Source organism: Paroceanicella profunda (genome assembly GCF_005887635.2).
GTDB lineage: Bacteria > Pseudomonadota > Alphaproteobacteria > Rhodobacterales > Rhodobacteraceae > Paroceanicella > Paroceanicella profunda.
In genome coordinates, this window is record NZ_CP040818.1 from 1,043,461 (window position 1) to 1,063,635 (window position 20,175).

Genomic DNA, 20,175 nt, shown 5'->3' on the forward strand with positions numbered 1-20,175 from the left:
GCGATTTGCTCGAATGGCAGCTTTCAAGCGGCGAGGTAAAGCTTCTCGATCAACTGACTGCGCTCGTGATGCGAAAAATCAAGAACTAAGATATCTTCAAGCTTGATATTAGAATTATCGGCGCAGTGTTTTGAAAACTCCACAACCTCTTCGAGCGTTTCGTCATCATGCCAAGTTGTCATGACGAATTTATTCTCTGGGTACTTGCCGAAGTCATAAGCCGCCAGAAACGCCCAATCGACGCTATCGTCCCACGCAGCACAATCAATTCCCCATGCCAACGAATAGAGGCACCCAGCTTTCACAAGAGCTTTGCTGACCTCGTCACGATAATCCCCACCCACTTCGCGCTCGATGAGTATCAAGCACTTAAATTCAATGAACTCCTCCGGAAAAGAAACCGGGACATCAGTAGGTAAGAAAACGTATCTGAACATTTTCCGAAGGTGACAAGCCGCCGCCAAATTGTCAAGATGAGCGATACGAGGGTATGAAGCCTTAACAACAGCAGACCTTGAGGGGCACTCCAAGAACGTCAGCAAAGTCCGCGTTGCCGATGCTCAAGCAAAGCCCGGTCCCGGCAGGTGCAGCCGCACTTGAACCGCGTCTGATCCCGCCTCGCCCCCCTCAGCCGTCCACCAGCGCCTCGGCGCGGGCGAGGTCGACGGAGACGAGCTGGCTCACGCCGCGCTCGGCCATGGTGACGCCGAACAGGCGGTCCATGCGCGACATGGTCACCGCGTGGTGGGTGATGATCAGGAAGCGCGTGGCGGTCTGGCGGGTCATCTCGTCGAGCAGGTCGCAGAAGCGGGTCACGTTCGCGTCGTCGAGGGGGGCGTCCACCTCGTCGAGCACGCAGATCGGCGCGGGGTTGGCGAGGAAGACCGCGAAGATCAGCGACAGCGCCGTGAGCGTCTGCTCGCCGCCCGAGAGCAGCGAGAGCGTGGCGAGCTTCTTGCCCGGCGGCATGCACATGATCTCGAGCCCGGCGTCCAGCGGGTCCTCGCTCTCCACCAGCACGAGGTTCGCCTCGCCGCCGCCGAAGAGATGGCGGAACAGGGTGGCGAAGTTGCGGTTCACCACGTCGAAGGCGGCGAGCAGGCGCTGGCGGCCCTCGCGGTTGAGCTCCGAGATGCCCTGGCGGAGCTTCACGATCGCCTCCTCGAGGTCGGCCTTCTCGCGGCCCAGCGTGTCGCGCTCCGCGCTCACCTCGCGGGTGTCCTCCTCGGCGCGCAGGTTCACCGCGCCCAGCGCCTCGCGCTGGCGGCGCAGGCGGGCGGCGTCGAGCTCGCAGTCCTCCGGCGAGGGCAGCGCGTCGGGGGCTGCGCCGAGGCGCTCCAGCAGGGCCTCGGGGCTCTCCTCCGTCTCCTCGGCGATGCGGGCGGCGGCCTCCGCCGCGCGGGCGTCGGCGCTCTCGCACATGGCCTCGGCGCGGGCGCGCAGCTCGCGGGCGGCGGAGGCGTCACGCTCGGCGGCGCGCTCCTCCTCTACGGCGGTGCGCAGGGCGGTCTCGCCGGCGGCCAGCGTGTCGGCGGCGCGGCGGCGGCGGGCCTCTGCGGCATCGAAATTTGCAGCCAGCGTCTCGCGCTGCGCGGCGATCTCCTCGGGGCGGCCGGTGGCCTCCTCCAGCGCCTCCTCGGCCTGCTCCTGCCGGGCGTCGAGATCGGCCACGCGCTTCTCCGCGTTCTGCAGCCGGGTGGTCCAGGTGGCGCTTTCCTTCGCGATGTCGCGCCGGCGGCGCTCACGCGCCTCGCCCTCGCGGCGGATCTCGTCGGCGTTCGCGCGGGCGGTGAGCATGGAGAGCCGGGCGCCCTCCACCTGCATCTTCGCCGCTTCCACCGCGTCGCGGGCGTCCTCCAGCGGGCCGAGCCCGGCCCGTGCGGCCTCCGCGTCCGCGCGCTCCGTGGCGGCGAGGGCGGCCTCCTCCTCCCGGCGCTTGAGCGCGAGGGTGAGGGTGTCATGCCGGCCGGCGAGGCGCTCCACCTCGGCCTCGGCGCGGTTCAGGGCGCGGGTGGCGGCGGTGACGGCCTCGTCGGCGGCGCGGCGGGCCTGGCGGGCCTGGGCATCGGCGGCGGCGGCGGCCTCCAGCCCTTCCCGGGCCTCCTCATGCGCGTCGCGGGCCTCGGCGGCGGCGGCCTCGGCGGCGGCGAGATCGGCGGAGAGCGCGTCCAGACGGTTCTGCTGCTGCAGGCGCAGGGCGGCGGCGGAGGGGGTCTCGTCCGCCCCGGCGCGCAGCCCGTCCCAGCGCCACAGGTCCCCCTCGCGCGAGACGAGGCGCTGGCCCGGGCACAGGGCGGCCTGCAGGGCGGCGCCCTCGGCGCGCGCCACGATGCCGGTATGGGCGAGGCGGCGCGCCAGAACCGGCGGCGCGGTCACCCGGGCGGCCAGCGGCTCCGCCCCGGCGGGCAGCGGCGCGGTCTCGTCGTAGGAGGGCAGCAGGGCCCAGCCGGTCGCCTCCTCGGTTTCCGGCGCGCGCAGGTCCTCGGCGAGGGCGGCGCCCAGGGCGGCCTCGTAGCCGGGGGCCGCGCGCACCCGGTCCAGAAGCTGGTCGCCCCTGCCGGAATCGCGCGCCAGCAGACGCTCCAGCCCGGACACCTCGGCGCGCAGGGCGTTCGCCTCGCCATCGGCCACGGAGAAGGCGGCGCGGCGCTCGGATTCGGCCGATTGCGCGCCGGCCCGGGCGGCCTCGGCGGCGGAGAGCGCCTCCTCCGCGCCGAGCTGGCCCTCCTGCGCGGTCACCAGCGCGTCGCCGGCATGGCGGGCGGCGGCGGCGGCGGTCTCGCGCTCGGCGTCCACGGCCCCCAGGCTGGCGCGGGCCTCCGCCGCGTCCTTCCGGGTGCGGGCGAGGGTGCGGTCCGCGTCCTCCAGCCGGCGCGCCACGGTCTGGTGGCGGGCGGCGAGACGGGCGCTCTCCTCGGACAGCCGGTCCAGCGTGGCCTCGTGCTCCTGCAGCGCCTCGGCGGCGGCGCGCGCCGCCTCCTGCATGGCGGAGAGGGTGTCGGCATGGCCCTCGGCGGCCTTCGTGAGCTGCTCGCTCTCCCAGGTGAGGCGCTCCAGCGTCTCGCCCGCGTCGCGGTTCAGGCCCTGCTCGCGCTCCCGGTCGCGGCCGATCTGGGTGAGGCGGGCGGTGAGCTCGGCGATGGTCTGGCGGGCCCGGGCCTCCTGCTCGGCAAGCTGCTCGCGCTCCACCGAGAGGCGCTGCAGCACGGCGGCGGCGATGGCCTCCTCCTCGCGCAGCGGCGGGATGGCGGCCTCCGCCTCCTCGCGCACCCGGGCCTTGGTGCCGGTGGCGCCCTGGGCGGCGGCGGCGGCGCGGGTGGCCTCGGTGAGGGCGGCACGGGCACGCTCGCGCTCGTCGTCCGCCTCGCGCCAGCGCAGGTAGAGCAGCAGCCCCTCGGCCTGGCGCAGCCCCTCGGACAGCTCGCGGTAGCGCGCCGCCTGCCGGGCCTGGCGCGAGAGGCTGGCGAGCTGCTGGTCGAGCTGGTCGAGCACGTCGGCCACGCGGGTGAGGTTCTGCTCGGTGCCCGAGAGCTTCAGTTCCGCCTCGTGGCGGCGCTGGTAGAGGCCGGAGATGCCGGCGGCCTCCTCCAGGATGCGCCGGCGCGCCTTCGGCCGGGCGTTGATCAGCTCCGAGATCTGCCCCTGGCGCACCAGCGCGGGGGAGTGCGAGCCGGTGGAGGCATCGGCGAAGAGCATCTGCACGTCGCGCGCCCGCGCCTCGCGCCCGTTGGTCTTGAACACCGAGCCCGCGTCGCGCGTGATGCGGCGGATGACCTCGATCTGGTCGGCGGTGTTGAAGGCGGCGGGGGCGCGGCGCTCGGTGTTGTCGATGGTGAGCGTCACCTCGGCATAGTTGCGCGCCGGGCGCGAGGAGGCGCCGGCGAAGATCACGTCCTCCATGCCGGCGCCGCGCATGGCCGTAGGGCGGTTCTCGCCCATCACCCAGCGCAGCGCCTCCAGCAGGTTCGACTTGCCGCAGCCGTTCGGCCCCACCACCCCGGTGAGACCGCGCGCGATGTTGAGCTCCGTGGGGTCCACGAAGCTCTTGAAGCCCGTCAATCTGAGTTTGGTGAACTCCACGCGTCCGTCCGGCCTGTGCTGGGTGTACCTGCCAGAGTCTCGCGCAGAGGGGCGAAAGTCAACGGGGGCACCCGCCACCGATCGCCCGGCCGCCCTGCTTATCCACAAGATATTGTGGTTGCAACGGGCGTGCGCGGGGTGGACGGCGGCCCCCTCCCGCGAATCCGTCTTGACCCGCTCACGGCTTTGCGATGGAATGGACGCTCTGCATGGTTCCCCGCGGGAGGCAAAGCCTCCGGGGATGAAATGGGAATGCGGTAAGGGACGACCCGGAGAAGGGGCCCGAAGCCGCAGCCGCCCCCGCGACTGTAAGCGGTGAGCGCCTGTCCGAGATGCCACTGGCGAGAGCCGGGAAGGCGGACAGGGGCACTGACCCGCGAGCCAGGAGACCAGCCTTGCAGCAAACCCCTGTGTCCCCGTCGGGTGTGACGGGTGAAGGAGATGAGCATGACGACCACGATGACGACTGCTGCGCCCACGGCGCATACCCCTTCCCGCCGCGAGACGACCGGCCTTGCCGGCATTGTCTCGGCCCTGGTGATCGGAGCCGGACTGGTGTTCTTCGCCGGATTCGCCCATTCCCAGACCCTCCATGACGCGGCGCATGACACGCGCCATGTCACCGGGTTCCCCTGCCACTGACATGACCAGACATTTTCTCGCCAGCGCGCTGTTCGCTGGCCTGATCGCGGGCGTTGTCGCGGCCGTGCTTCAGAACGCATTCGTGGTGCCCGTCCTGCTGGAGGCGGAACTCTACGAGGGCGGGGAGATGGTGCATTTCGCCCCGGCCGAGGCCGCGGGCGGGCATTCCCATGCCGAGGGCCATGAGCACACCGCCGCCGGAGGCGGCATTTCTTCGGGCGCCGGAGACATCGCGCCCCCGGGCGCCGGACACGATGACCACGCGGCATCCGGCAGCGCCGCCGGGGACCATGAGCACGAGCACGCCACGGGCGGCACCGCGCTGCTGGCACGCTTCGGCCTCACGGCGCTGGCCGAGCTGGTGACCTTCGCCGGCTTCGGGCTGGTGATGGTGGCCTGTTTCGGCATTGCCGAGCGCTTCGGCGCCACGGTGACGGCGCGCAGCGGGCTGCTCTGGGGGCTCGCGGGGTACGTGGCGGTGCAGCTTGCGCCCGCCGCCGGCCTGCCGCCGGAGCTTCCGGGCAACGGCGCGGCCGGGCTGGAGGTGCGCCAGCTCTGGTGGGTGTTCGCCGCGCTCGCCTCGGCCACGGGCATCGCCTGCCTCGCCTTCGGGCGCGGCGCGCTGCCGGCCGCGGCGGGGGTGATCCTGCTCGCGCTGCCCCATGTTATCGGGGCTCCGCACCCGGAGGGCTATACCGGGGTGGCGCCGCCGGAAGTGGCGGCGCTCTTCGCCGCCCGGGCGCTGGCCACCGGGGCGGTCTGCTGGGCCGTGCTCGGCCTTGCCGCCGGGTATTTCTGGGAGCGGGCGCCGCAGCCCGTGGCCCGGGTGCCCGCCTGACCCCGCCCCGCGTCTGACCCTACCGGCGCCTGCCCCGCGGGGCAGGCCACCACCCGCTCCGCGGGCCCGCCGCCACGGCGGCTCCGCCCCGACCTCCCGCGGCCGGTGTCTCCCTCGCGAGGCGCCGGCCGTCGCCGCAAGACCGGCGCCTCGGCGCCCATCCCCGGAGACCGCCGCCAATGCAGGCCAAGATCCCAGCCACCGTCGTCACCGGCTTTCTCGGCGCCGGCAAGACCACGCTCATCCGCCACATGCTCTCCAATGCGCAGGGCCGGCGCATCGCGCTCATCATCAACGAATTCGGCGACCTCGGGGTCGACGGCGAGATCCTGAAGGGCTGCGGCGACGCGACCTGCCGCGAGGAGGACGTGGTCGAGCTCTCCAACGGCTGCATCTGCTGCACGGTGGCGGAGGATTTCATCCCCACGCTGGAGAAGCTCCTCGCCCGGCCGGACAAGCCGGACCATATCGTGATCGAGACCTCCGGCCTCGCCCTGCCCCAGCCGCTGGTGCGCGCCTTCGGCTGGCCCGAAATCCGCACCCGCCTCACGGTGGACGGGGTGGTGACGGTGGTGGACGGCGCCGCCGTCTCCGAGGGGCGCTTCGCTCATGACGAGGCCGCGCTCGACGCCCAGCGCGCCGCCGACGGGACCCTCGACCACGAGACCCCGCTCTCCGAGCTCTTCGAGGACCAGCTCGCCTGCGCCGACATGATCGTGATCAACAAGACCGACCTGATGGACGCCGCCGGTGCCGAGACGGTTGCAACCCGGCTCTCCGAAAGCGCGCGCCCCGGCGTGCGCGTGGTGCGCACCTCCATGGGCGCGCTGCCGGTGGAGGTGCTGCTGGGCCTGAAGATCGGCGCGGAGGATGACCTGGAGGCGCGGCACGAGATCCACCACCATCACCACGACGAGGGCGCGGACGACGACGATCACGATCACGACCACGCCCATGACCACGGGCATGACGAGTTCGAGAGCTTCGTGCTGGACCTGCCGGAGATCGCCGACCCCCGCGCCTTCGCCACCCGGCTGGCGGCGATGATCCGCACCCATGACGTGCTGCGGCTGAAGGGCTTCGCCGCGGTCACCGGCAAGCCGATGCGGCTGGCGATCCAGGCTGTGGGGCCGCGGGTGGACACCTATTTCGACCGGGCCTTCACCGCCGGCGAGGCGCGCGCCACCCGCCTCGTGGTGATCGGGGAAACCGGGCTGGACCGCGCGGCCATCGCCGCCGCCCTCGCATGACGCTCAGCCTTCGCGAGACCGACCCGTTCGCCCCCGAGGCGCTGGCGCTCATCGCCGGCTCCGAGGCGGAACTGGCCGCGATCTACCCGCCCGAGGCCCGCTTCGCCTTCTCGCCGCAGGAGCTGGTGGAGGCCGGCGTGCGCTTCCTCGTCGCCTGGCGGGGCGGCGCGGCGGTGGGCTGCGGCGGCGTGGCGCCCTGCGCGGGATACGGCGAGCTGAAGCGCATGTACGCGGCCCCGGCGGCGCGCGGCACCGGCGTGGCCCCGGCCCTGCTTGCCGGGCTGGAGGAGATCGCGCGCGGGCTCGGCCTGCCGCTCATGCGGCTGGAAACCGGCACCGACAGCCACGCCGCGATCGGCCTCTACACCCGGAGCGGCTACCGCCCCTGCCCCGCCTTCGGCACCTACACCGACAACGGCTCCAGCGTGTTCATGGAGAAATCCCTGCGCTGAACGGCGCGGGCCTGTGCGCGGGCACACAGCGGGCGGCGCCGAGTCGGGCGCAGGCTGGTTCCGTGCCTGCCTCCGGGCAGGGGCACGGCGTTCCCTGTAACCCTTGCCAGGAGCACTCCCATGGCCAATCGTTTCATCGTCGACCTCGGCAGCGTGAAGCTCGACGACAAGATCTCCCTGCGCATCGACAATGCCATCCAGAAAGCCACGCTCACCGCGCTGGCCGACCATGATTTCCGCAAGGATGTCGTGGTCCGCTTCCCGCGCGAGTGGCGCGGCATCTGGATCGACCTGGCCCGCGACCTTCGCATCGACGACCGCGAGATCGCGAAATTCGGGCTGGGCTGAGGCCGTGGCCGCGCCCCGCAGGGCAGGGCCGCCCGAGACGGACGGAGAGCGGCTCTGCCCCAGCACCATGGCAGCCCCCGACGCGCTGCTGATCGGCGTGGTGGACGAGACCGGCCATGTCGGCCTGCTGGGCCGGCCGCTGCCGGTGGACGCGGCGTTCCTCGCCGCTACCCGCGCGCGCTCCGTCCACAGCCCCGAGGCGCGGTTCCGCTTCGCGGGGGGCTGTGTCGAAGGCCGCTGCCGGCAATGGACCGGCCGCCGCTGCGGGCTCATCGCCCGCCTGGTGGAAGACGCGGCGCCCGCCGGGGCCGCCCTGCGCCCCTGCGGCATCCGCGCCGACTGCCGGTGGTTCGCCGAGCAGGGCCCCTCCGCCTGTGCGGTCTGCCCCGAGGTGGTGACCGATGGCGGCGGCCCCCGCCCGGCCGGCCTCTGACCCCCGCCGCCGGCCTCCCCCGGGCGGCGGCCCCCCGCACGGCCCCGGCGCCTGGCCTTCACGCCCGCGCCCGCGCCCGGCGCGGAGAGCCCCCTGCCTCCGCTTCCGGCACGGGCCCGGGGCGCAGCGCCCTGCGGCACCTTCGGCGCGCTTGAGTGCGGGGGGCGATCCGGGGCATAGAGACCCCATGTCAGACCTCCTCGCCCCGCGCCCGCCCCGCCGCCGTTCCGCACCCATGCGGAGGGTTGCCTGATGCACCTGCTGCAGGCCCAGGCGGGCAGCGTCGATGACGGCACCGAGCCGGTCGACCCCGGGCAGACCCCCGCCGACGTGGTGGTGATCTCCGCCGCCGATACCGAGATCGCCGCCCTCGCCCAGGCGCGCGAGGAACTGGGCGGCGCGGCCCCCTCGCTGCGGCTCGTGTCGCTCAACCACCTGCGCCACCCGATGTCGGTGGACCTGCACCTGGAGAACTGCGCCGCGCGCTCGCGCCTCGTGGTGGCCCGGGTGCTGGGCGGCGCGGGCTACTGGCGCTACGGGCTGGAGCAATACGCCCGCCGGCTGGCCGAGGAGGGCATACCCTTCGCCGCCCTGCCCGGCGACGACAAGCCGGATGACGAGCTGCGCCGCCTCTCCACCGTGAGCGACGAGGCCTGGGAACTGCTCTGGGGCTACCTCGTTGAAGGCGGGCCGGAGAATTCCGCCAACTTCCTGCGCGCCACCCGCGCCCTGCTGGGGGAGGGCGCGGCACCGCCGCCGGCAAGGCCGCTGCTGCGCGCGGGCATCTACTGGCCGGGCGAGGGGCTGACCGGCCCCGACACCCTGCGCGCCGGCTGGACGGAGGGCGCCCCGGTGGTGCCGCTCATCTTCTACCGCGCGCTGGTGCAGGGCGCGGGGCTCAACCCGGTGAACCGCATGGTGCGCGCCCTGCTGCGCCGGGGGCTGAACCCGCTTCCGGTCTTCGTCGCCTCGCTGAAGGACCCGCTCTCGGTCGCCACACTCGAGAGCCTGTTCGCCGAGGCGGCGCCGGACGTCATCCTCAACGCCACCAGCTTCGCGGTGGGCGGCGGCGCGCCGCTCGACCGGTTCGGCGCCCCGGTGCTGCAGGTGGTCTTCGCCGCCTCCGACGAGGAGACATGGGAGCGCGGCACCGCCGGCCTCGCCCCGCGCGACATCGCGATGAACGTGGCCCTGCCCGAGCTCGACGGCCGCATCCTCACCCGCGCGGTGAGCTTCAAGGGCGAGGCCTATTTCGACGAGGCCACCGAGTGCCCGATCACCGCCTACCGCGCCCGGGGCGACCGGATCGACTTCACCGCCGATCTCGCCGCCGGCTGGGCCCGGCTGCGCGCCCGGCCCGTGGCCGAGCGCCGGGTGGCGCTGGTGCTGGCGAACTACCCCAACAAGGACGGCCGCCTCGCCAACGGCGTGGGGCTAGACACGCCGGAGGCCACGGTGCACGCTCTGCGCCTGATGCAGGCGGAAGGCTACGCGGTGGAGCCCCCGGCCTCGGGCGCTGCCCTGATGGCGCGCATCACCGCCGGCCCCACCAACTGGCTCACCGACCGCGCGGCGCGCGCGGGCGGCGAGCGGCTGTCGCTCGAAGCCTACCGCGCCTTCCACGCCACCCTGCCGCATGACCTGCGCCGCGAGATGGAGGCCCGCTGGGGCCCGCCGGAGGACGACCCGTTCTGCGGCCCGGACGGCTTCGCCCTCTCCATCTTCCGGCACGGCAACGCGGTGGTCGGCATCCAGCCGGCCCGGGGCTACAACATCGACCCCAAGGAGACCTACCACGCGCCCGACCTGGTGCCGCCGCACAACTACCTCGCCTTCTACGCCTGGCTGCGGCAGGAATTCGGCGCCGATGCCATCGTGCACATGGGCAAGCACGGCAATCTCGAATGGCTGCCGGGCAAGGCGGTGGCCCTGTCGGAGAGCTGCTGGCCCGAGGCGGTGCTGGGCCCGGTGCCGCATGTCTACCCGTTCATCGTCAACGACCCCGGCGAGGGCACGCAGGCCAAGCGCCGCGCCGCGGCGGTGATCATCGACCACCTCACCCCGCCGCTCACCCGCGCCGAGAGCTACGGCCCGCTGCGCGACCTCGAGGCGCTGGTGGACGAGTATTACGAGGCCGCGGGCGTCGACCGCCGGCGGCTGGAGCATCTCGCCCGCGAGATCCTCACCCTCACCGCCGCGAGCGGCATCGACGCGGATGCCGGCATCTCCGGGCTCGACGAGGAGGCCGCGCTCACCAGGCTCGACGCCTGGCTCTGCGACCTGAAGGAGGCGCAGATCCGCGACGGGCTGCACATCTTCGGCCGCAGCCCGGAGGGGCGGCTGGCCCGCGACCTCGTGCAGGCCCTCGTCCGCCTGCCGCGCGGCAACGCGCCGGGCGAGGCCTCGCTCATCCGCGCGCTCGCCGCCGACCTCGGCCTCGGTGCGGCCTTCGACCCGCTCGACTGCGCCATGGCCGCGCCCTGGGCCGGGCCGCGCCCCGAGGCGCTCGCCCGCGCCCTGCCCGGCACCTGGCGCAGCAACGGCGACACGGTGGAGCGGCTGGAAACCCTCGCAGCCACCCTGCTGGAGGCGGTGATGGGGGGCGCGGAGGACGCGGCGGCCGGCTGGCCCGCCACACAGGCGGTGCTGGAAGAGGTGCGCGCGCGCCTGGCCCCGGCCGTGGCGGCCTGCGGCCCGGCGGAGGGGAAGGGGCTCCTCACCGCCCTTTCCGGGCAGTTCGTCGCCCCCGCGCCATCCGGCGCGCCGACGCGGGGCCGGCCGGACGTGCTGCCCACCGGGCGCAACTTCTACTCGGTCGACACCCGCGCCGTGCCCACGCCCACCGCCTGGACACTGGGCTGGAAATCCGCCTCCGCCCTCGTGGAGCGCCACTTGCAAGACGAGGGCGACTGGCCGCGCGCCCTGCTGGTCACCGCCTGGGGCACGGCGAACATGCGCACGGGGGGCGATGACATCGCCCAGGCCCTCGCGCTGATGGGCGTGCGCCCGACATGGGACACCTCGAGCCGCCGGGTGACCGGGTTCGAGATCATGCCGGCCGGCGTGCTGGGGCGGCCGCGGGTGGACGTGACGCTGCGCGTCTCCGGCTTCTTCCGCGACGCCTTCCCCGGGCTGATCGACCTGTTCGACAGCGCCGCCCGCGCGGTGATGGCCCTCGACGAGCCGGAGGAGGACAACCCCGCCGCCGCCCGCTTCCGCGCCGAGGGGTCGGGCGAGGCCGCCGGCTACCGGGTGTTCGGCGCCAAGCCCGGGGCCTACGGCGCCGGCCTCCAGGCGCTGATCGACGAGCGCATCTGGGCCGAGCGCGCCGACCTCGGCGCCGCCTGGCTCGACTGGGGCGGCTATGCCTACGGCCGCGGGGCAGAAGGCGCCCGGGCCCGCGCCGCGCTGGAAACCCGGGTGGCGCGGCTCGAAGGCATCGTCCAGAACCAGGACAACCGCGAGCACGACCTGCTCGATTCCGACGATTACTACCAGTTCGAGGGGGGCGCCGCCGCTGCCGTGGCCGCCCTGCAGGGCCGCGACCGACCGATATGGCACAACGACCACTCCCGCCCGGAGCGCCCGGTGATCCGCTCGCTCGAGGAGGAGATCGGCCGGGTCGTGCGCTCGCGCGTGGTGAACCCGAAGTGGATCGCCGGCGTGCAGCGCCACGGCTACAAGGGCGCCTTCGAGATGGCCGCCACGGTGGATTATCTCTTCGCCTTCGCCGCCACCACCCGGGCGGTGCGCAGCCACCATTTCGACCTCGTGCACCAGGCCTACCTGGAGGATGAGACGGTGCGCGATTTCATCGCCGAAGCGAACCCCGCCGCCCTCGGCGAGATCGCCGCCCGGCTGACCGAGGCCATCGACCGCGGCCTCTGGCAACCGCGCTCCAACTCCGCCCGGGCCCTGCTGGAGACGCTGACCGGCTGAACGGCGCGCCGAGGGCCGCGCCCGACCCCGGCCCGTGCGCGGGCCCTCGGCGCGGCACCCCGGTGTCGCGCGGACTGCGGGCGACACCACCGGCGCCTCCTGCGAGGCGCGCTCAGAGCGGGCCGGATTGGGAGCGCGAGCGGACGCCCGCGCGGCCGCGCAGCTCCGAAGCACGAAAACGCTGCAAGGCGGTGCCGCACCTGTCCGACAGGCCACCGCTGCGCTCTGAGCGGCCACCACGCCCGTGCGGCGCACTGAGGGCCGCGCCCGACCTGGAGGGCGCGCACTCCGCCTGGTCTGTGTGGCGCCTTCAGGCATCGGTGACGCGCGTGCCGCGATCGACACCGCCGACGCGCCCTCCGGGGGGAGGTCGGGCGCGGCCCGGGTTGAAACCCGGGCGGGACGGGGGTGGTGGGCGCAGCGCGGAAGGGGAGCCGGTGGCAGGCCCCGCATTGTCGGCGGATCTGCCGGCCTGCACGGCCAGCCCCCTGAATCAACCGGATCCGGTTCTCGATAGCCCCGCGGCCGCACACGGCACGAAAGGCCACGGTGGACCTGAAGGGCACCCGCTCCGGCCGGCCCGCACGGGCATTCCGAGGCATCGATGCCGGCCTACGCGGTCTGTCCCCGGCACCAGTCGGATCCGGACCTCGATGGCCACACGCCCGTACTTGGCACGGAAGGGCGCTGCCGAACGGGAGGGCACTCGCTCCGGCTGGTCCGCGCGGGCACTCCGAAGCGTCGATGACGCGCGCGCTGCGGATGACGCCTCCGTCGCACCCCCCGGGCGCGGCCCGAGTGTGCCCTCCGGGCGGTGGGCCCCGAGCTTCGCGCAATCGACCGGGAACTCTGGACGTGCCCGGCCCGGCGGGCCTAGGCTCCGGCGGAAGGGAGGGCATGCGGATGCGACACGGACATTGCCTCTGCGGCGCGGTGGGATTCGAATGGGACGGACCGCCGAACTGGGTGGGCCACTGCCATTGCGAGAGCTGCCGACGCGCCACGGGCTCGCCGCTCACCAGCTTCGTGGGCGTTCCGGACAGCACCTGGCGCTGGACCGGCACAGCCCCGGCGCGCTTCGCCTCCTCGCCCGGGGTGGAGCGGCTGTTCTGCCCCACCTGCGGCGCGCCCATAGCCTACCGCGCGGAGCGCTTCCCGGGCGAGACGCATTTCCACCTCGCGCTGGTGGACGACCCCGCCGGGCTCACCCCCACCGCGCATTTCCACTGGAAGGAGCGGGTGCGCTGGCTCGCCCATGCCGAAGACGGGCTGGCCCGGGAATGACCGACATTCGTCGCCTGGGGCCGGACGACCCCGACATGCCCGCCGTGCACACGCTCGTCACCACGGCCTTCGCGTACATGGACGGGCGCGTGGACCCGCCCTCCTCCATCCACCGCACGGGGCTGGCGGAGATGCGCGCGATGGCGCGCGAGGGGCTGCTGCTCGCCGCCGGCCGGCCGCCGCTTGCCTGCGTGTTCTGCACGGCGACGCCCGGCGCGCTCTACCTCGGCAAGCTCGCGGTGGCGGAGGCGGCGCGGGGCCGGGGGCTCGCCCGCGCGCTGGTGCAGGCGGCGGAGGCGGAGGCGCGGGCCCGCGGCCTCGGCGCGCTGGAGCTGCAGACCCGGGTGGAACTCACCGAAAACCACGCCACCTTCGCCCGGCTGGGCTTCGCCGAGGTCGCGCGCACGGCGCATCCGGGCTATGACCGGCCCACGAGCCTCACCATGCGCAAGGAGCTGAGATGACCGACGATCCCGAACGCCACGCGATGAAGATGGCGCGCAAGAAGGCCTCGCGCGACAAGATCATGGCCACCAAGACCGACGAGAAGGGCCTGATCATCGTCCACACCGGCAAGGGCAAGGGCAAGTCCACCGCCGCCTTCGGGATGATCTTCCGCCACATCGCCCATGGCATGCCCTGCGCGGTGGTGCAGTTCATCAAGGGTGGCATGAGCACGGGCGAGCGCGACATGATCCTCGCGCGCTTCTCCGACCTGTGCGACTTCCACACCATGGGCGAGGGCTTCACCTGGGAGACCCAGGACCGCACCCGCGACATGGAGATGGCCCGCGCCGCCTGGGAGAAGGCCAAGGAGCTGATCCGCGACGAGCGCAACTCCATGGTGCTGCTCGACGAGATCAACATCGCGCTGCGCTATGACTATATCCCCATCGAGGAGGTGCTGGAGTTCCTCGCCACCGAGAAACCGCACATGACCCATGTGGTGCTCACCGGGCGCAACGCGAAGCCGGAGCTGATCGAACTCGCCGACATGGTGACCGAGATGGAGCTGGTGAAACACCCGTTCCGCTCCGGCGTGAAGGCGCAGAAGGGCGTGGAGTTCTGAGGCGGGGCCCGGAAAGCAGCCGCCTTGCGGGCCCACACCGGGCCGAGCGTGGCATGACAGCCATGAGCGGCATCCACGCCCGGGCCCGACCCCGGCGGTGAAATGGCCGTCCGCCCGTGCCCTGCCGGTCACGGCCCGCCGCCCCCGCCCTGCGGCGCGCCCCTGCGGTCCCGGGGCTTGCGGCGTGGCCGGAATGGCCGGAAAGGGGGCATTCGGGCGCTCTCCGCCGGCACGCGCCCGGCCCCCGTACGCGATGGCACCACCTGTCGGGCGCGGCCCCGCGCGTGCCGGCGCGGACACGTGCATCTCCAGCCCCGCCCGGGAACCGGACGCTTTCCCGTGTCACAGGAACGGCGCCGCCGGCGACACCGATGGGACCGATGGGACCGATGGGACCGATGGTGACATGGGGGATGATCATCACCGCCCTGCTCGGGGGAGTTTCACCGCACCACGGATAGCGGGCAGAATTTTCCGGGATCCCGACATCCGGCCCCACACTCACCGACGCGACGATGCGGACCGCGGCCGGCCGGACGCCAACAGGCGTGATCCGGCAGTGGCGGGGCGAGACCGGTCGGGCTGGCGGCCGCGCGGCAGTGGCTGCGGGCCGCCGCCCCCGGCACTGGTACCCGCAACGCGGGCGGATGCCTGGACCCGGAAGCGCGCTTCCGGCGGGAGCCCCGGCGGCGCGGAGACACTGCGCGCTGCCGGGGCCGGGACGGCCCGCCGCTCAGGCGGACGGCGGGCGGGCCGCGGCTCAGGCGGACGGCGGGCGGGCCGCGGCGCGAGGGGGGCGCCGGGGCCCTCGACGGATCAGCTGGCGAAGACGCCGTCGAAATCCTTGAAGCCCTTCACCTCGATCGGGTTGCCGCAGGGGTCGCGGAAGAACATCGTGCGCTGCTCGCCCGGCTCGCCCTCGAAGCGGATCACCGGCGGGATCTCGAAGGCGAGGCCGTGGGCGGTGAGCCGGTCGGCCAGCGCCAGCCAGTCCTCCAGCGGCAGGATGACGCCGAGATGGGGCATCGGCACCATGTGGTCGCCCACCTTGCCGGTGTTGGTGGTCTCGAAGGGCGTGCCCTTGTGCAGCGAAATCTGGTGGCCGAAGAAGTCGAAATCCACCCAGGTGTCGGTGCTGCGGCCTTCCTTGCAGCCGAGAACCTCGCCGTAGAAGCGGCGGGTCTCGTCGAGGTCGGTCACGTGGTAGGCGAGATGGAAGAGCGAACGCATTGCAGTGTCCTTGGTTGGAACGGTCTCAGACCGAGCGGATGGCGCCGCCGTCGCAGCGCAGGGTGATGCCGGTGACATAGCTCGCCGGGGCGGAGCAGAGGAAGGCCGCGGCGGCGGCGAATTCCGCCACCGTGCCGTAGCGGCCCATGGGGATGGTGGCGCGCGAGGCGCTGCGCACCGCCTCGATGTCCCTGCCGGTGCGGCTGGCGGCGGCGGCGTCGAGCTGGTCGACGCGGGCGGTGTGGATGCGGCCGGGCAGCAGCATGTTCACGGTGATGCCGTCGGCGGCCACCTCGCCCGAGAGGGTCTTCGACCAGCCGCGCAGGGCCGAGCGCAGGGTGTTGGACATCGCGAGCGTGGGGATCGGCTGCTCGACGCCGGAGGAGGCGACGGTGAGCACCCGGCCCCAGCCGGCGGCCTTCATGTCGGCGAGCAGGATGTTGGTGAGCTCGATCACCGAGAACACCATCGCCTGCGCCTGGGCGGCCAGCACCCCGGGCTCCATGCCCTGCACGCCGCCCGGAGGGGGGCCGCCGGTGTTGTTCACCAGGATGTCGACCGAGCCCAGCACCTCGCGCGCCGTCGCCGCGAGGGCGGCGGGGGTGGCGGGGTCCGACAGGTCGGCCGACACCCAAGAGGCCTTGCCCCCCGAGGCGGTGATGGTGGCGACGGCCTCGGCGAGCGCCGCCTCGTCACGCCCGGTGAGCAGCACCTCCGCGCCCTCGGCGGCCAGCGCCGTGGCGATGCCGAGGCCGAGGCCCCGGGAGGAGGAGAGCACGAGCGCGCGGCGCCCGTTCAGTCCGAAATCCATGGATCAGACCTCCTTCGCGAGTTTCTTGGCGAGCCGGCCCATCAGGCGCTCCAGCTCGGCGACATCGGTGCCGGTGAGGCGCGGGCCCGGCGCGCGGGTGGCGGCACAGGCGATGGCCCCGCGCTTCATCAGCACGGTCTTGCGCACGGCGAGGCCCCAGCCGGGCTGCTGCTCGTGGCGCAGGATGGGCAGGTAGCGGTCGAACAGGTCCTCCGCCGCAGCCTGCTTGCCCTCCTGCCACAGGCGCACGGTCTCGACCAGCGCCTCGGGATAGGCGAAGCCGGTCATCGCGCCGTCCGCCCCGCGGGCCAGTTCCTGCGGCAGGTAGAGCCCGCCGTTGCCGCACAGGATGGAGAGGCGCGGCGCGCCCGTCGCCTCGGCCTCGCGCAGGGTGGTGATCTTGGTGAGGCCCGGGCAGTCCTCATGCTTGAGCATCACCATCTGCGGCAGGTCGGCCGAGAGCTCGAGGATGGTGCGCGAGGACACCGGGATGCCGGTGGACTGCGGGAAATCCTGGAAGACGATGGGCACGTCGCGGCCCAGCGCCCCGGCGACGGCGTGGAAATAGGCGATCACGCGGTCCTCGCGCGGGCTGCCCTTCGAGGGGGCGACCATGAGGCCGGCGGCACCCTTCTCCATCGCGTAGAGGCCCAGCGCGGCGAGGTTGCCCAGCCCTGCGTCGGACACGCCCACCACCACAGGCAGGCTGGTGCGGGCCATCACCCGGTCGATCACGGCACGGCGCTCCTCGGGGGTGAGCTTGTCCGCCTCGCCCATCATGCCGAGGATGGTGAGGCCGGTGACCCCTGTCCCGACGTAGAAATCCACCAGCCGGTCGAGGCTGTCGAGGTCCAGCGCCCCGGTCTCGGTGAAGGGGGTGGCGCAGATGATGTAGACGCCGGATGTGGTGCGGTCGATCAGCGGCATTCTCGGGTTCCTCAGATGGCGCGCGACAGGCGGTCGGCGATGTAGATCTCGCGCAGGCGGCGGGTGACGGGGCCGGGCGTGCCGTCGCCCACGGGCCTGCCGTCCACGGAGATGACCGGCAGCACGAAGTTCGTGGCGGAGGTGATGAAGGCCTCGTCGGCGAGCTGCGCCTCGCGCAGGGTGAAGGCGCGCTCCACTACGGAAATGCCGGCGGCGCGGGCGAGATCGAGCGTGGAGGCGCGGGTGATCCCGTGCAGGATGGCGGTGGAGAGCGGCCGGGTGATCAGCGTGCCGCCCAGGACGATGTGCGCGGTGGCGGAACTGGCCTCGGTCACGGTGCCGTCCTCCACCAGCCAGGCGTCATCGGCGCCGGCGGCCTTGGCCTGCATCTTGGCCATGGAGGGGTAGAGGAGCTGCACGGTCTTGATGTCGCGGCGCGCCCAGCGCAGGTCGGGCAGCGAGATCACCGAGATGCCGCGCTCCGCCTGCGGGTTTTCCAGCACGCGCTTGGCCTGGGTGAAGAGCGAGAGCGTGGGCTCGGGCGCGGCGGGGAACACGAAGTCACGGTCGGCCGGGCCGCGGGAAATCTGGAGGTAGATCAGCCCCTCGTCGAGCGCGTTTCGCGCCACGATCTCGCGGTGCACGGCGAGCAGCTCCTCGGGCGTGAGCGGGCAGGGAATGCCGAGCTCGGAGAGCGAGCGCTGCAGCCGCGCGGCATGGCCCTCGTACTCCACCAGCTTGCCGCCGACGACACCCGTCACCTCGTAGATCGCGTCCGCGAAGAGGTAGCCGCGGTCGAAGATCGACACCTGTGCCTCGGTCTCGGGCATGAAGGCGCCCTTGTGCCAGACGGTGCGGGTCATGCCGGGGCTCCGGGGGTGCGGAAGGGGGCGATGGCGATGCCCTCGGCCTCCAGCGCGCGGCGCAGCTCGGCGGCCATGGTCACGGCGCCCGGCGTGTCGCCGTGCATGCACAGGGTGGCGGCGGTCACCGGCAGTTTCCCGCCCCCGGTGGTGGGGATGAACCCGTCACGCACCATGGTGAGCACCTGGTCCACGCAGTGCGCGGTGTCATGAATGACCGCGCCGGGCTGGCTGCGGGGGGTGAGCGCGCCGGCATCGGTGTAGGTGCGGTCGGCGAACACCTCGCAGGCCACGGGCAGGCCGGCGGCTTCCGCGGCGGTCATCAGCTCGGAATAGGGCAGGGTGACGAAGGTGAGCGTGGGGTCCACCGCCTGCGCGGCGCGCACGCAGACCTCGGCCAGGCCGCGGTCCTCGGCGGCCATGTTGCCCAGCGCGCCATGCGTCTTCACATGGGTGATCGGCCAGCCCAGCGCCTGCGCCATGCCCTGGATGGCGGCGATCTGGTAGATGATCTGGGCCTCCAGGTCCTCCGGGCGCTCGCCGGAGATGCGGCGGCGGCCGAAGCCGTAGAGGTCCATGAACGAGGGGTGCGCGCCCACGGCCACGCCGCGCGCCTTCGCGCCGAGAATCGTGTCGCGCATCACCGAGGGGTCGCCGGCATGGAAGCCGCAGGCCACGTTCGCGGTGGTGATCAGCTCCAGCATCGCGGTGTCGTCGCCTATGGTGTAGGCGCCGAAGCTTTCGCCCATGTCGCAGTTGAGATCGATCGAGATCGCCATGTGGCCGTCCCTTCCGTGCTGCTGCGCCGGGCAATTACCTGCCTCCGAAGCGCATAATTTCATCATTGCGTCCGCGCTGCGAAAAAATTCGGCGCTGCGTCTGGCATGTCTTGCCATACAGGTGGTATACCGAAATGACAAGAGTTCAACGGGCCCGATCCCGACGCATCGCTATCCCCAACACGGAGCCGATCTGACATGAAACACCTGTCCCGCGCCGCCTTCGGCGCCTTCCTCGCCACCCTCGCCCTGCCCGCCGCGGCCCAGACCGCCTGGGACATGTCGGTGGTCTGGCCCGAGGGCAACTTCCACACCCAGGACGCGATGAAATTCGCCGAGGCGGTGAAGGAGGTGACCAACGGCGACGTGGTCATCACCGTGCATTCCGGCGGCGCCCTGGGCATCAAGGGCCCCGAGGGCATGGCCGCGGTGCGCGACGGGCTGGTGCCGATCGCCGACATCCTGATGAGCCAGCAGGTGGGCGAGGCGCCGGTGCTGGGCGTCGAGACCCTGCCCTACCTGGCCCCGACGATGGCCGACCTCGCGCTGCTGCACAAGTTCTACCGCCCCAAGGTGGAGGAAGTGGCCGAATCGATGAACCAGAAGCTGCTCTACATGGTGCCCTGGCCGGGCCAGGCCGTGTACTCGAAGAACCCGATCAACACGATCGCGGATCTCGACGGCCTGCAGCTGCGCGTGGTGGACGCGAACGGGCATGACTTCTTCACCCGCCTCGGCGCCGCGCCGCTGCAGATGCCCTGGGGCGAGGTGGTGCCCTCGCTGGCCGCCGGCACCATCTCCGGCGTGACGACCTCCTCCTCCTCGGGCGTGGACGGCGCGTTCTGGGAGTTCCTCGACAACATGAGCACCTTCAACTGGCAGGCTTCCTCCAACATCGTCACCGTGAACCTGGACGCCTGGAACGAACTCTCCGCCGAGGACCAGGACGCGATCGAGGCCGTGGCCGAGAAGCTGGAGGGTGACTTCTGGCTGGCCAGCAAGGCCGAGGACGAGAAGAAGATCGCCGTGCTCAAGGAGCATGGCATGACCGTCACCGCCCCCTCGCCGGAGCTGAAGGCCGCCCTGATGGAGCGCGCGAAGCCGATGTGGGACGCCTTCAAGGAGCGCGTGCCCGAGGCCGCGCCCTACATCGACGCCTACCTCGCCGCGCGCCAGTAAGCCGGCACCGGCCGCGGGCGGCATGCCCCGCCCGCGGCCCCTCCCCCTCCG

General features: G+C 72.6%; 18 protein-coding genes and 1 riboswitch. Of the genes, 11 read left to right on the forward strand and 7 right to left on the reverse strand.

Annotated elements, in window-relative coordinates:
• Window positions 1-23 precede the first annotated feature (23 nt).
• Together FDP22_RS04725 and smc are read right to left on the reverse strand one after the other, a co-directional pair.
• Entirely contained in the window at window positions 24-437 is a 414-nt protein-coding gene (locus FDP22_RS04725) for a DUF7684 family protein (protein WP_170317591.1), read from the reverse strand.
• A 190-nt stretch (window positions 438-627) separates the two neighbouring features.
• Window positions 628-4,080, reverse strand: a complete 3,453-nt coding sequence (smc, locus tag FDP22_RS04730; RefSeq protein WP_138575543.1) for a chromosome segregation protein SMC — start codon at window positions 4,078-4,080, stop codon at window positions 628-630.
• A gap of 193 nt (window positions 4,081-4,273) precedes the next feature.
• A riboswitch (cobalamin riboswitch) is annotated at window positions 4,274-4,492 on the forward strand.
• Window positions 4,493-4,527: 35 nt separating this feature from the next.
• Between smc and FDP22_RS04735 the strand changes: the two genes are divergently transcribed.
• The 10 genes from FDP22_RS04735 (at window position 4,528) to cobO (ending at window position 14,335) form a co-directional block, all read left to right on the forward strand.
• Window positions 4,528-4,722, forward strand: a complete 195-nt coding sequence (locus tag FDP22_RS04735) for a CbtB domain-containing protein (protein ID WP_205910839.1) — start codon at window positions 4,528-4,530, stop codon at window positions 4,720-4,722.
• 1 nt (window position 4,723) lies between these two features.
• Window positions 4,724-5,560: a CbtA family protein gene (locus FDP22_RS04740; RefSeq protein ID WP_138575545.1), complete on the forward strand. Its 837-nt coding sequence runs from the start codon at window positions 4,724-4,726 to the stop codon at window positions 5,558-5,560.
• Window positions 5,561-5,739: 179 nt separating this feature from the next.
• Window positions 5,740-6,810, forward strand: a complete 1,071-nt coding sequence (cobW, locus tag FDP22_RS04745; protein WP_138575546.1) for a cobalamin biosynthesis protein CobW — start codon at window positions 5,740-5,742, stop codon at window positions 6,808-6,810.
• Window positions 6,807-7,262: a GNAT family N-acetyltransferase gene (locus FDP22_RS04750; RefSeq protein WP_138575547.1), complete on the forward strand. Its 456-nt coding sequence runs from the start codon at window positions 6,807-6,809 to the stop codon at window positions 7,260-7,262. The genes cobW and FDP22_RS04750 overlap by 4 nt, the downstream gene beginning before the upstream one ends.
• Window positions 7,263-7,382: 120 nt before the next feature.
• Window positions 7,383-7,610 (forward strand): hypothetical protein, encoded by a 228-nt coding sequence (locus FDP22_RS04755; protein ID WP_138575548.1) that lies wholly within the window; start codon window positions 7,383-7,385, stop codon window positions 7,608-7,610.
• A gap of 67 nt (window positions 7,611-7,677) precedes the next feature.
• The gene (locus tag FDP22_RS04760; RefSeq protein WP_138575549.1) at window positions 7,678-8,043 is read left to right on the forward strand and encodes a hypothetical protein; all 366 of its coding nucleotides are present in this window, start codon (window positions 7,678-7,680) and stop codon (window positions 8,041-8,043) included.
• A gap of 252 nt (window positions 8,044-8,295) precedes the next feature.
• On the forward strand, window positions 8,296-11,982 hold the full coding sequence (gene cobN / locus FDP22_RS04765) for a cobaltochelatase subunit CobN (RefSeq protein WP_138575550.1): 3,687 nt from the start codon (window positions 8,296-8,298) through the stop codon (window positions 11,980-11,982).
• Between the two features lie 903 nt (window positions 11,983-12,885).
• Window positions 12,886-13,266: a GFA family protein gene (locus FDP22_RS04770; protein WP_170317592.1), complete on the forward strand. Its 381-nt coding sequence runs from the start codon at window positions 12,886-12,888 to the stop codon at window positions 13,264-13,266.
• The gene (locus tag FDP22_RS04775) at window positions 13,263-13,730 is read left to right on the forward strand and encodes a GNAT family N-acetyltransferase (RefSeq protein ID WP_138575552.1); all 468 of its coding nucleotides are present in this window, start codon (window positions 13,263-13,265) and stop codon (window positions 13,728-13,730) included. The genes FDP22_RS04770 and FDP22_RS04775 overlap by 4 nt, the downstream gene beginning before the upstream one ends.
• Window positions 13,727-14,335 (forward strand): cob(I)yrinic acid a,c-diamide adenosyltransferase, encoded by a 609-nt coding sequence (gene cobO / locus FDP22_RS04780; protein ID WP_138575553.1) that lies wholly within the window; start codon window positions 13,727-13,729, stop codon window positions 14,333-14,335. The genes FDP22_RS04775 and cobO overlap by 4 nt, the downstream gene beginning before the upstream one ends.
• A gap of 816 nt (window positions 14,336-15,151) precedes the next feature.
• On the opposite strand, the gene FDP22_RS04785 is transcribed toward cobO, so the two are convergent.
• Genes FDP22_RS04785 through FDP22_RS04805 form a run of 5 tightly spaced genes read right to left on the reverse strand, consistent with a single transcriptional unit; the run spans window position 15,152 to window position 18,945 of the window.
• On the reverse strand, window positions 15,152-15,565 hold the full coding sequence (locus tag FDP22_RS04785; protein ID WP_138575554.1) for a VOC family protein: 414 nt from the start codon (window positions 15,563-15,565) through the stop codon (window positions 15,152-15,154).
• Window positions 15,566-15,590: 25 nt separating this feature from the next.
• Window positions 15,591-16,376, reverse strand: coding sequence for an SDR family oxidoreductase (locus FDP22_RS04790; RefSeq protein ID WP_138575555.1), 786 nt, complete (start codon window positions 16,374-16,376; stop codon window positions 15,591-15,593).
• A 3-nt stretch (window positions 16,377-16,379) separates the two neighbouring features.
• Window positions 16,380-17,303 carry a dihydrodipicolinate synthase family protein gene (locus tag FDP22_RS04795; protein WP_138575556.1) on the reverse strand — a complete coding sequence of 308 codons (924 nt, stop codon included), beginning with the start codon at window positions 17,301-17,303 and terminating at the stop codon, window positions 16,380-16,382.
• Window positions 17,304-17,314: 11 nt separating this feature from the next.
• Complete coding sequence (locus FDP22_RS04800; protein WP_138575557.1) at window positions 17,315-18,166, reverse strand: D-amino-acid transaminase; 852 nt, start codon at window positions 18,164-18,166, stop codon at window positions 17,315-17,317.
• Window positions 18,163-18,945 carry a LamB/YcsF family protein gene (locus FDP22_RS04805; protein WP_138575558.1) on the reverse strand — a complete coding sequence of 261 codons (783 nt, stop codon included), beginning with the start codon at window positions 18,943-18,945 and terminating at the stop codon, window positions 18,163-18,165. Before FDP22_RS04805 ends, FDP22_RS04800 begins: the two co-directional genes overlap by 4 nt.
• 198 nt (window positions 18,946-19,143) lie before the next feature.
• On the opposite strand from FDP22_RS04805, the gene FDP22_RS04810 reads away from it, so the two are divergent.
• Window positions 19,144-20,124, forward strand: coding sequence for a TRAP transporter substrate-binding protein (locus FDP22_RS04810; protein WP_138575559.1), 981 nt, complete (start codon window positions 19,144-19,146; stop codon window positions 20,122-20,124).
• Window positions 20,125-20,175 lie beyond the last annotated feature (51 nt).

Coding starts and splice junctions, on each gene's coding strand:
- cobO (WP_138575553.1), top strand. CDS start 13,727: ATGACCGACGATCCCGAACGCCACGCGATGAAGATGGCGCGCAAGAAG.
- FDP22_RS04800 (WP_138575557.1), bottom strand. CDS start 18,166: ATGACCCGCACCGTCTGGCACAAGGGCGCCTTCATGCCCGAGACCGAG.
- cobN (WP_138575550.1), top strand. CDS start 8,296: ATGCACCTGCTGCAGGCCCAGGCGGGCAGCGTCGATGACGGCACCGAG.
- FDP22_RS04775 (WP_138575552.1), top strand. CDS start 13,263: ATGACCGACATTCGTCGCCTGGGGCCGGACGACCCCGACATGCCCGCC.
- FDP22_RS04810 (WP_138575559.1), top strand. CDS start 19,144: ATGAAACACCTGTCCCGCGCCGCCTTCGGCGCCTTCCTCGCCACCCTC.
- FDP22_RS04750 (WP_138575547.1), top strand. CDS start 6,807: ATGACGCTCAGCCTTCGCGAGACCGACCCGTTCGCCCCCGAGGCGCTG.
- FDP22_RS04740 (WP_138575545.1), top strand. CDS start 4,724: ATGACCAGACATTTTCTCGCCAGCGCGCTGTTCGCTGGCCTGATCGCG.
- FDP22_RS04805 (WP_138575558.1), bottom strand. CDS start 18,945: ATGGCGATCTCGATCGATCTCAACTGCGACATGGGCGAAAGCTTCGGC.
- FDP22_RS04790 (WP_138575555.1), bottom strand. CDS start 16,376: ATGGATTTCGGACTGAACGGGCGCCGCGCGCTCGTGCTCTCCTCCTCC.
- cobW (WP_138575546.1), top strand. CDS start 5,740: ATGCAGGCCAAGATCCCAGCCACCGTCGTCACCGGCTTTCTCGGCGCC.
- FDP22_RS04760 (WP_138575549.1), top strand. CDS start 7,678: ATGGCAGCCCCCGACGCGCTGCTGATCGGCGTGGTGGACGAGACCGGC.
- FDP22_RS04755 (WP_138575548.1), top strand. CDS start 7,383: ATGGCCAATCGTTTCATCGTCGACCTCGGCAGCGTGAAGCTCGACGAC.
- FDP22_RS04725 (WP_170317591.1), bottom strand. CDS start 437: ATGTTCAGATACGTTTTCTTACCTACTGATGTCCCGGTTTCTTTTCCG.
- FDP22_RS04770 (WP_170317592.1), top strand. CDS start 12,886: ATGCGACACGGACATTGCCTCTGCGGCGCGGTGGGATTCGAATGGGAC.
- FDP22_RS04785 (WP_138575554.1), bottom strand. CDS start 15,565: ATGCGTTCGCTCTTCCATCTCGCCTACCACGTGACCGACCTCGACGAG.
- FDP22_RS04795 (WP_138575556.1), bottom strand. CDS start 17,303: ATGCCGCTGATCGACCGCACCACATCCGGCGTCTACATCATCTGCGCC.
- FDP22_RS04735 (WP_205910839.1), top strand. CDS start 4,528: ATGACGACCACGATGACGACTGCTGCGCCCACGGCGCATACCCCTTCC.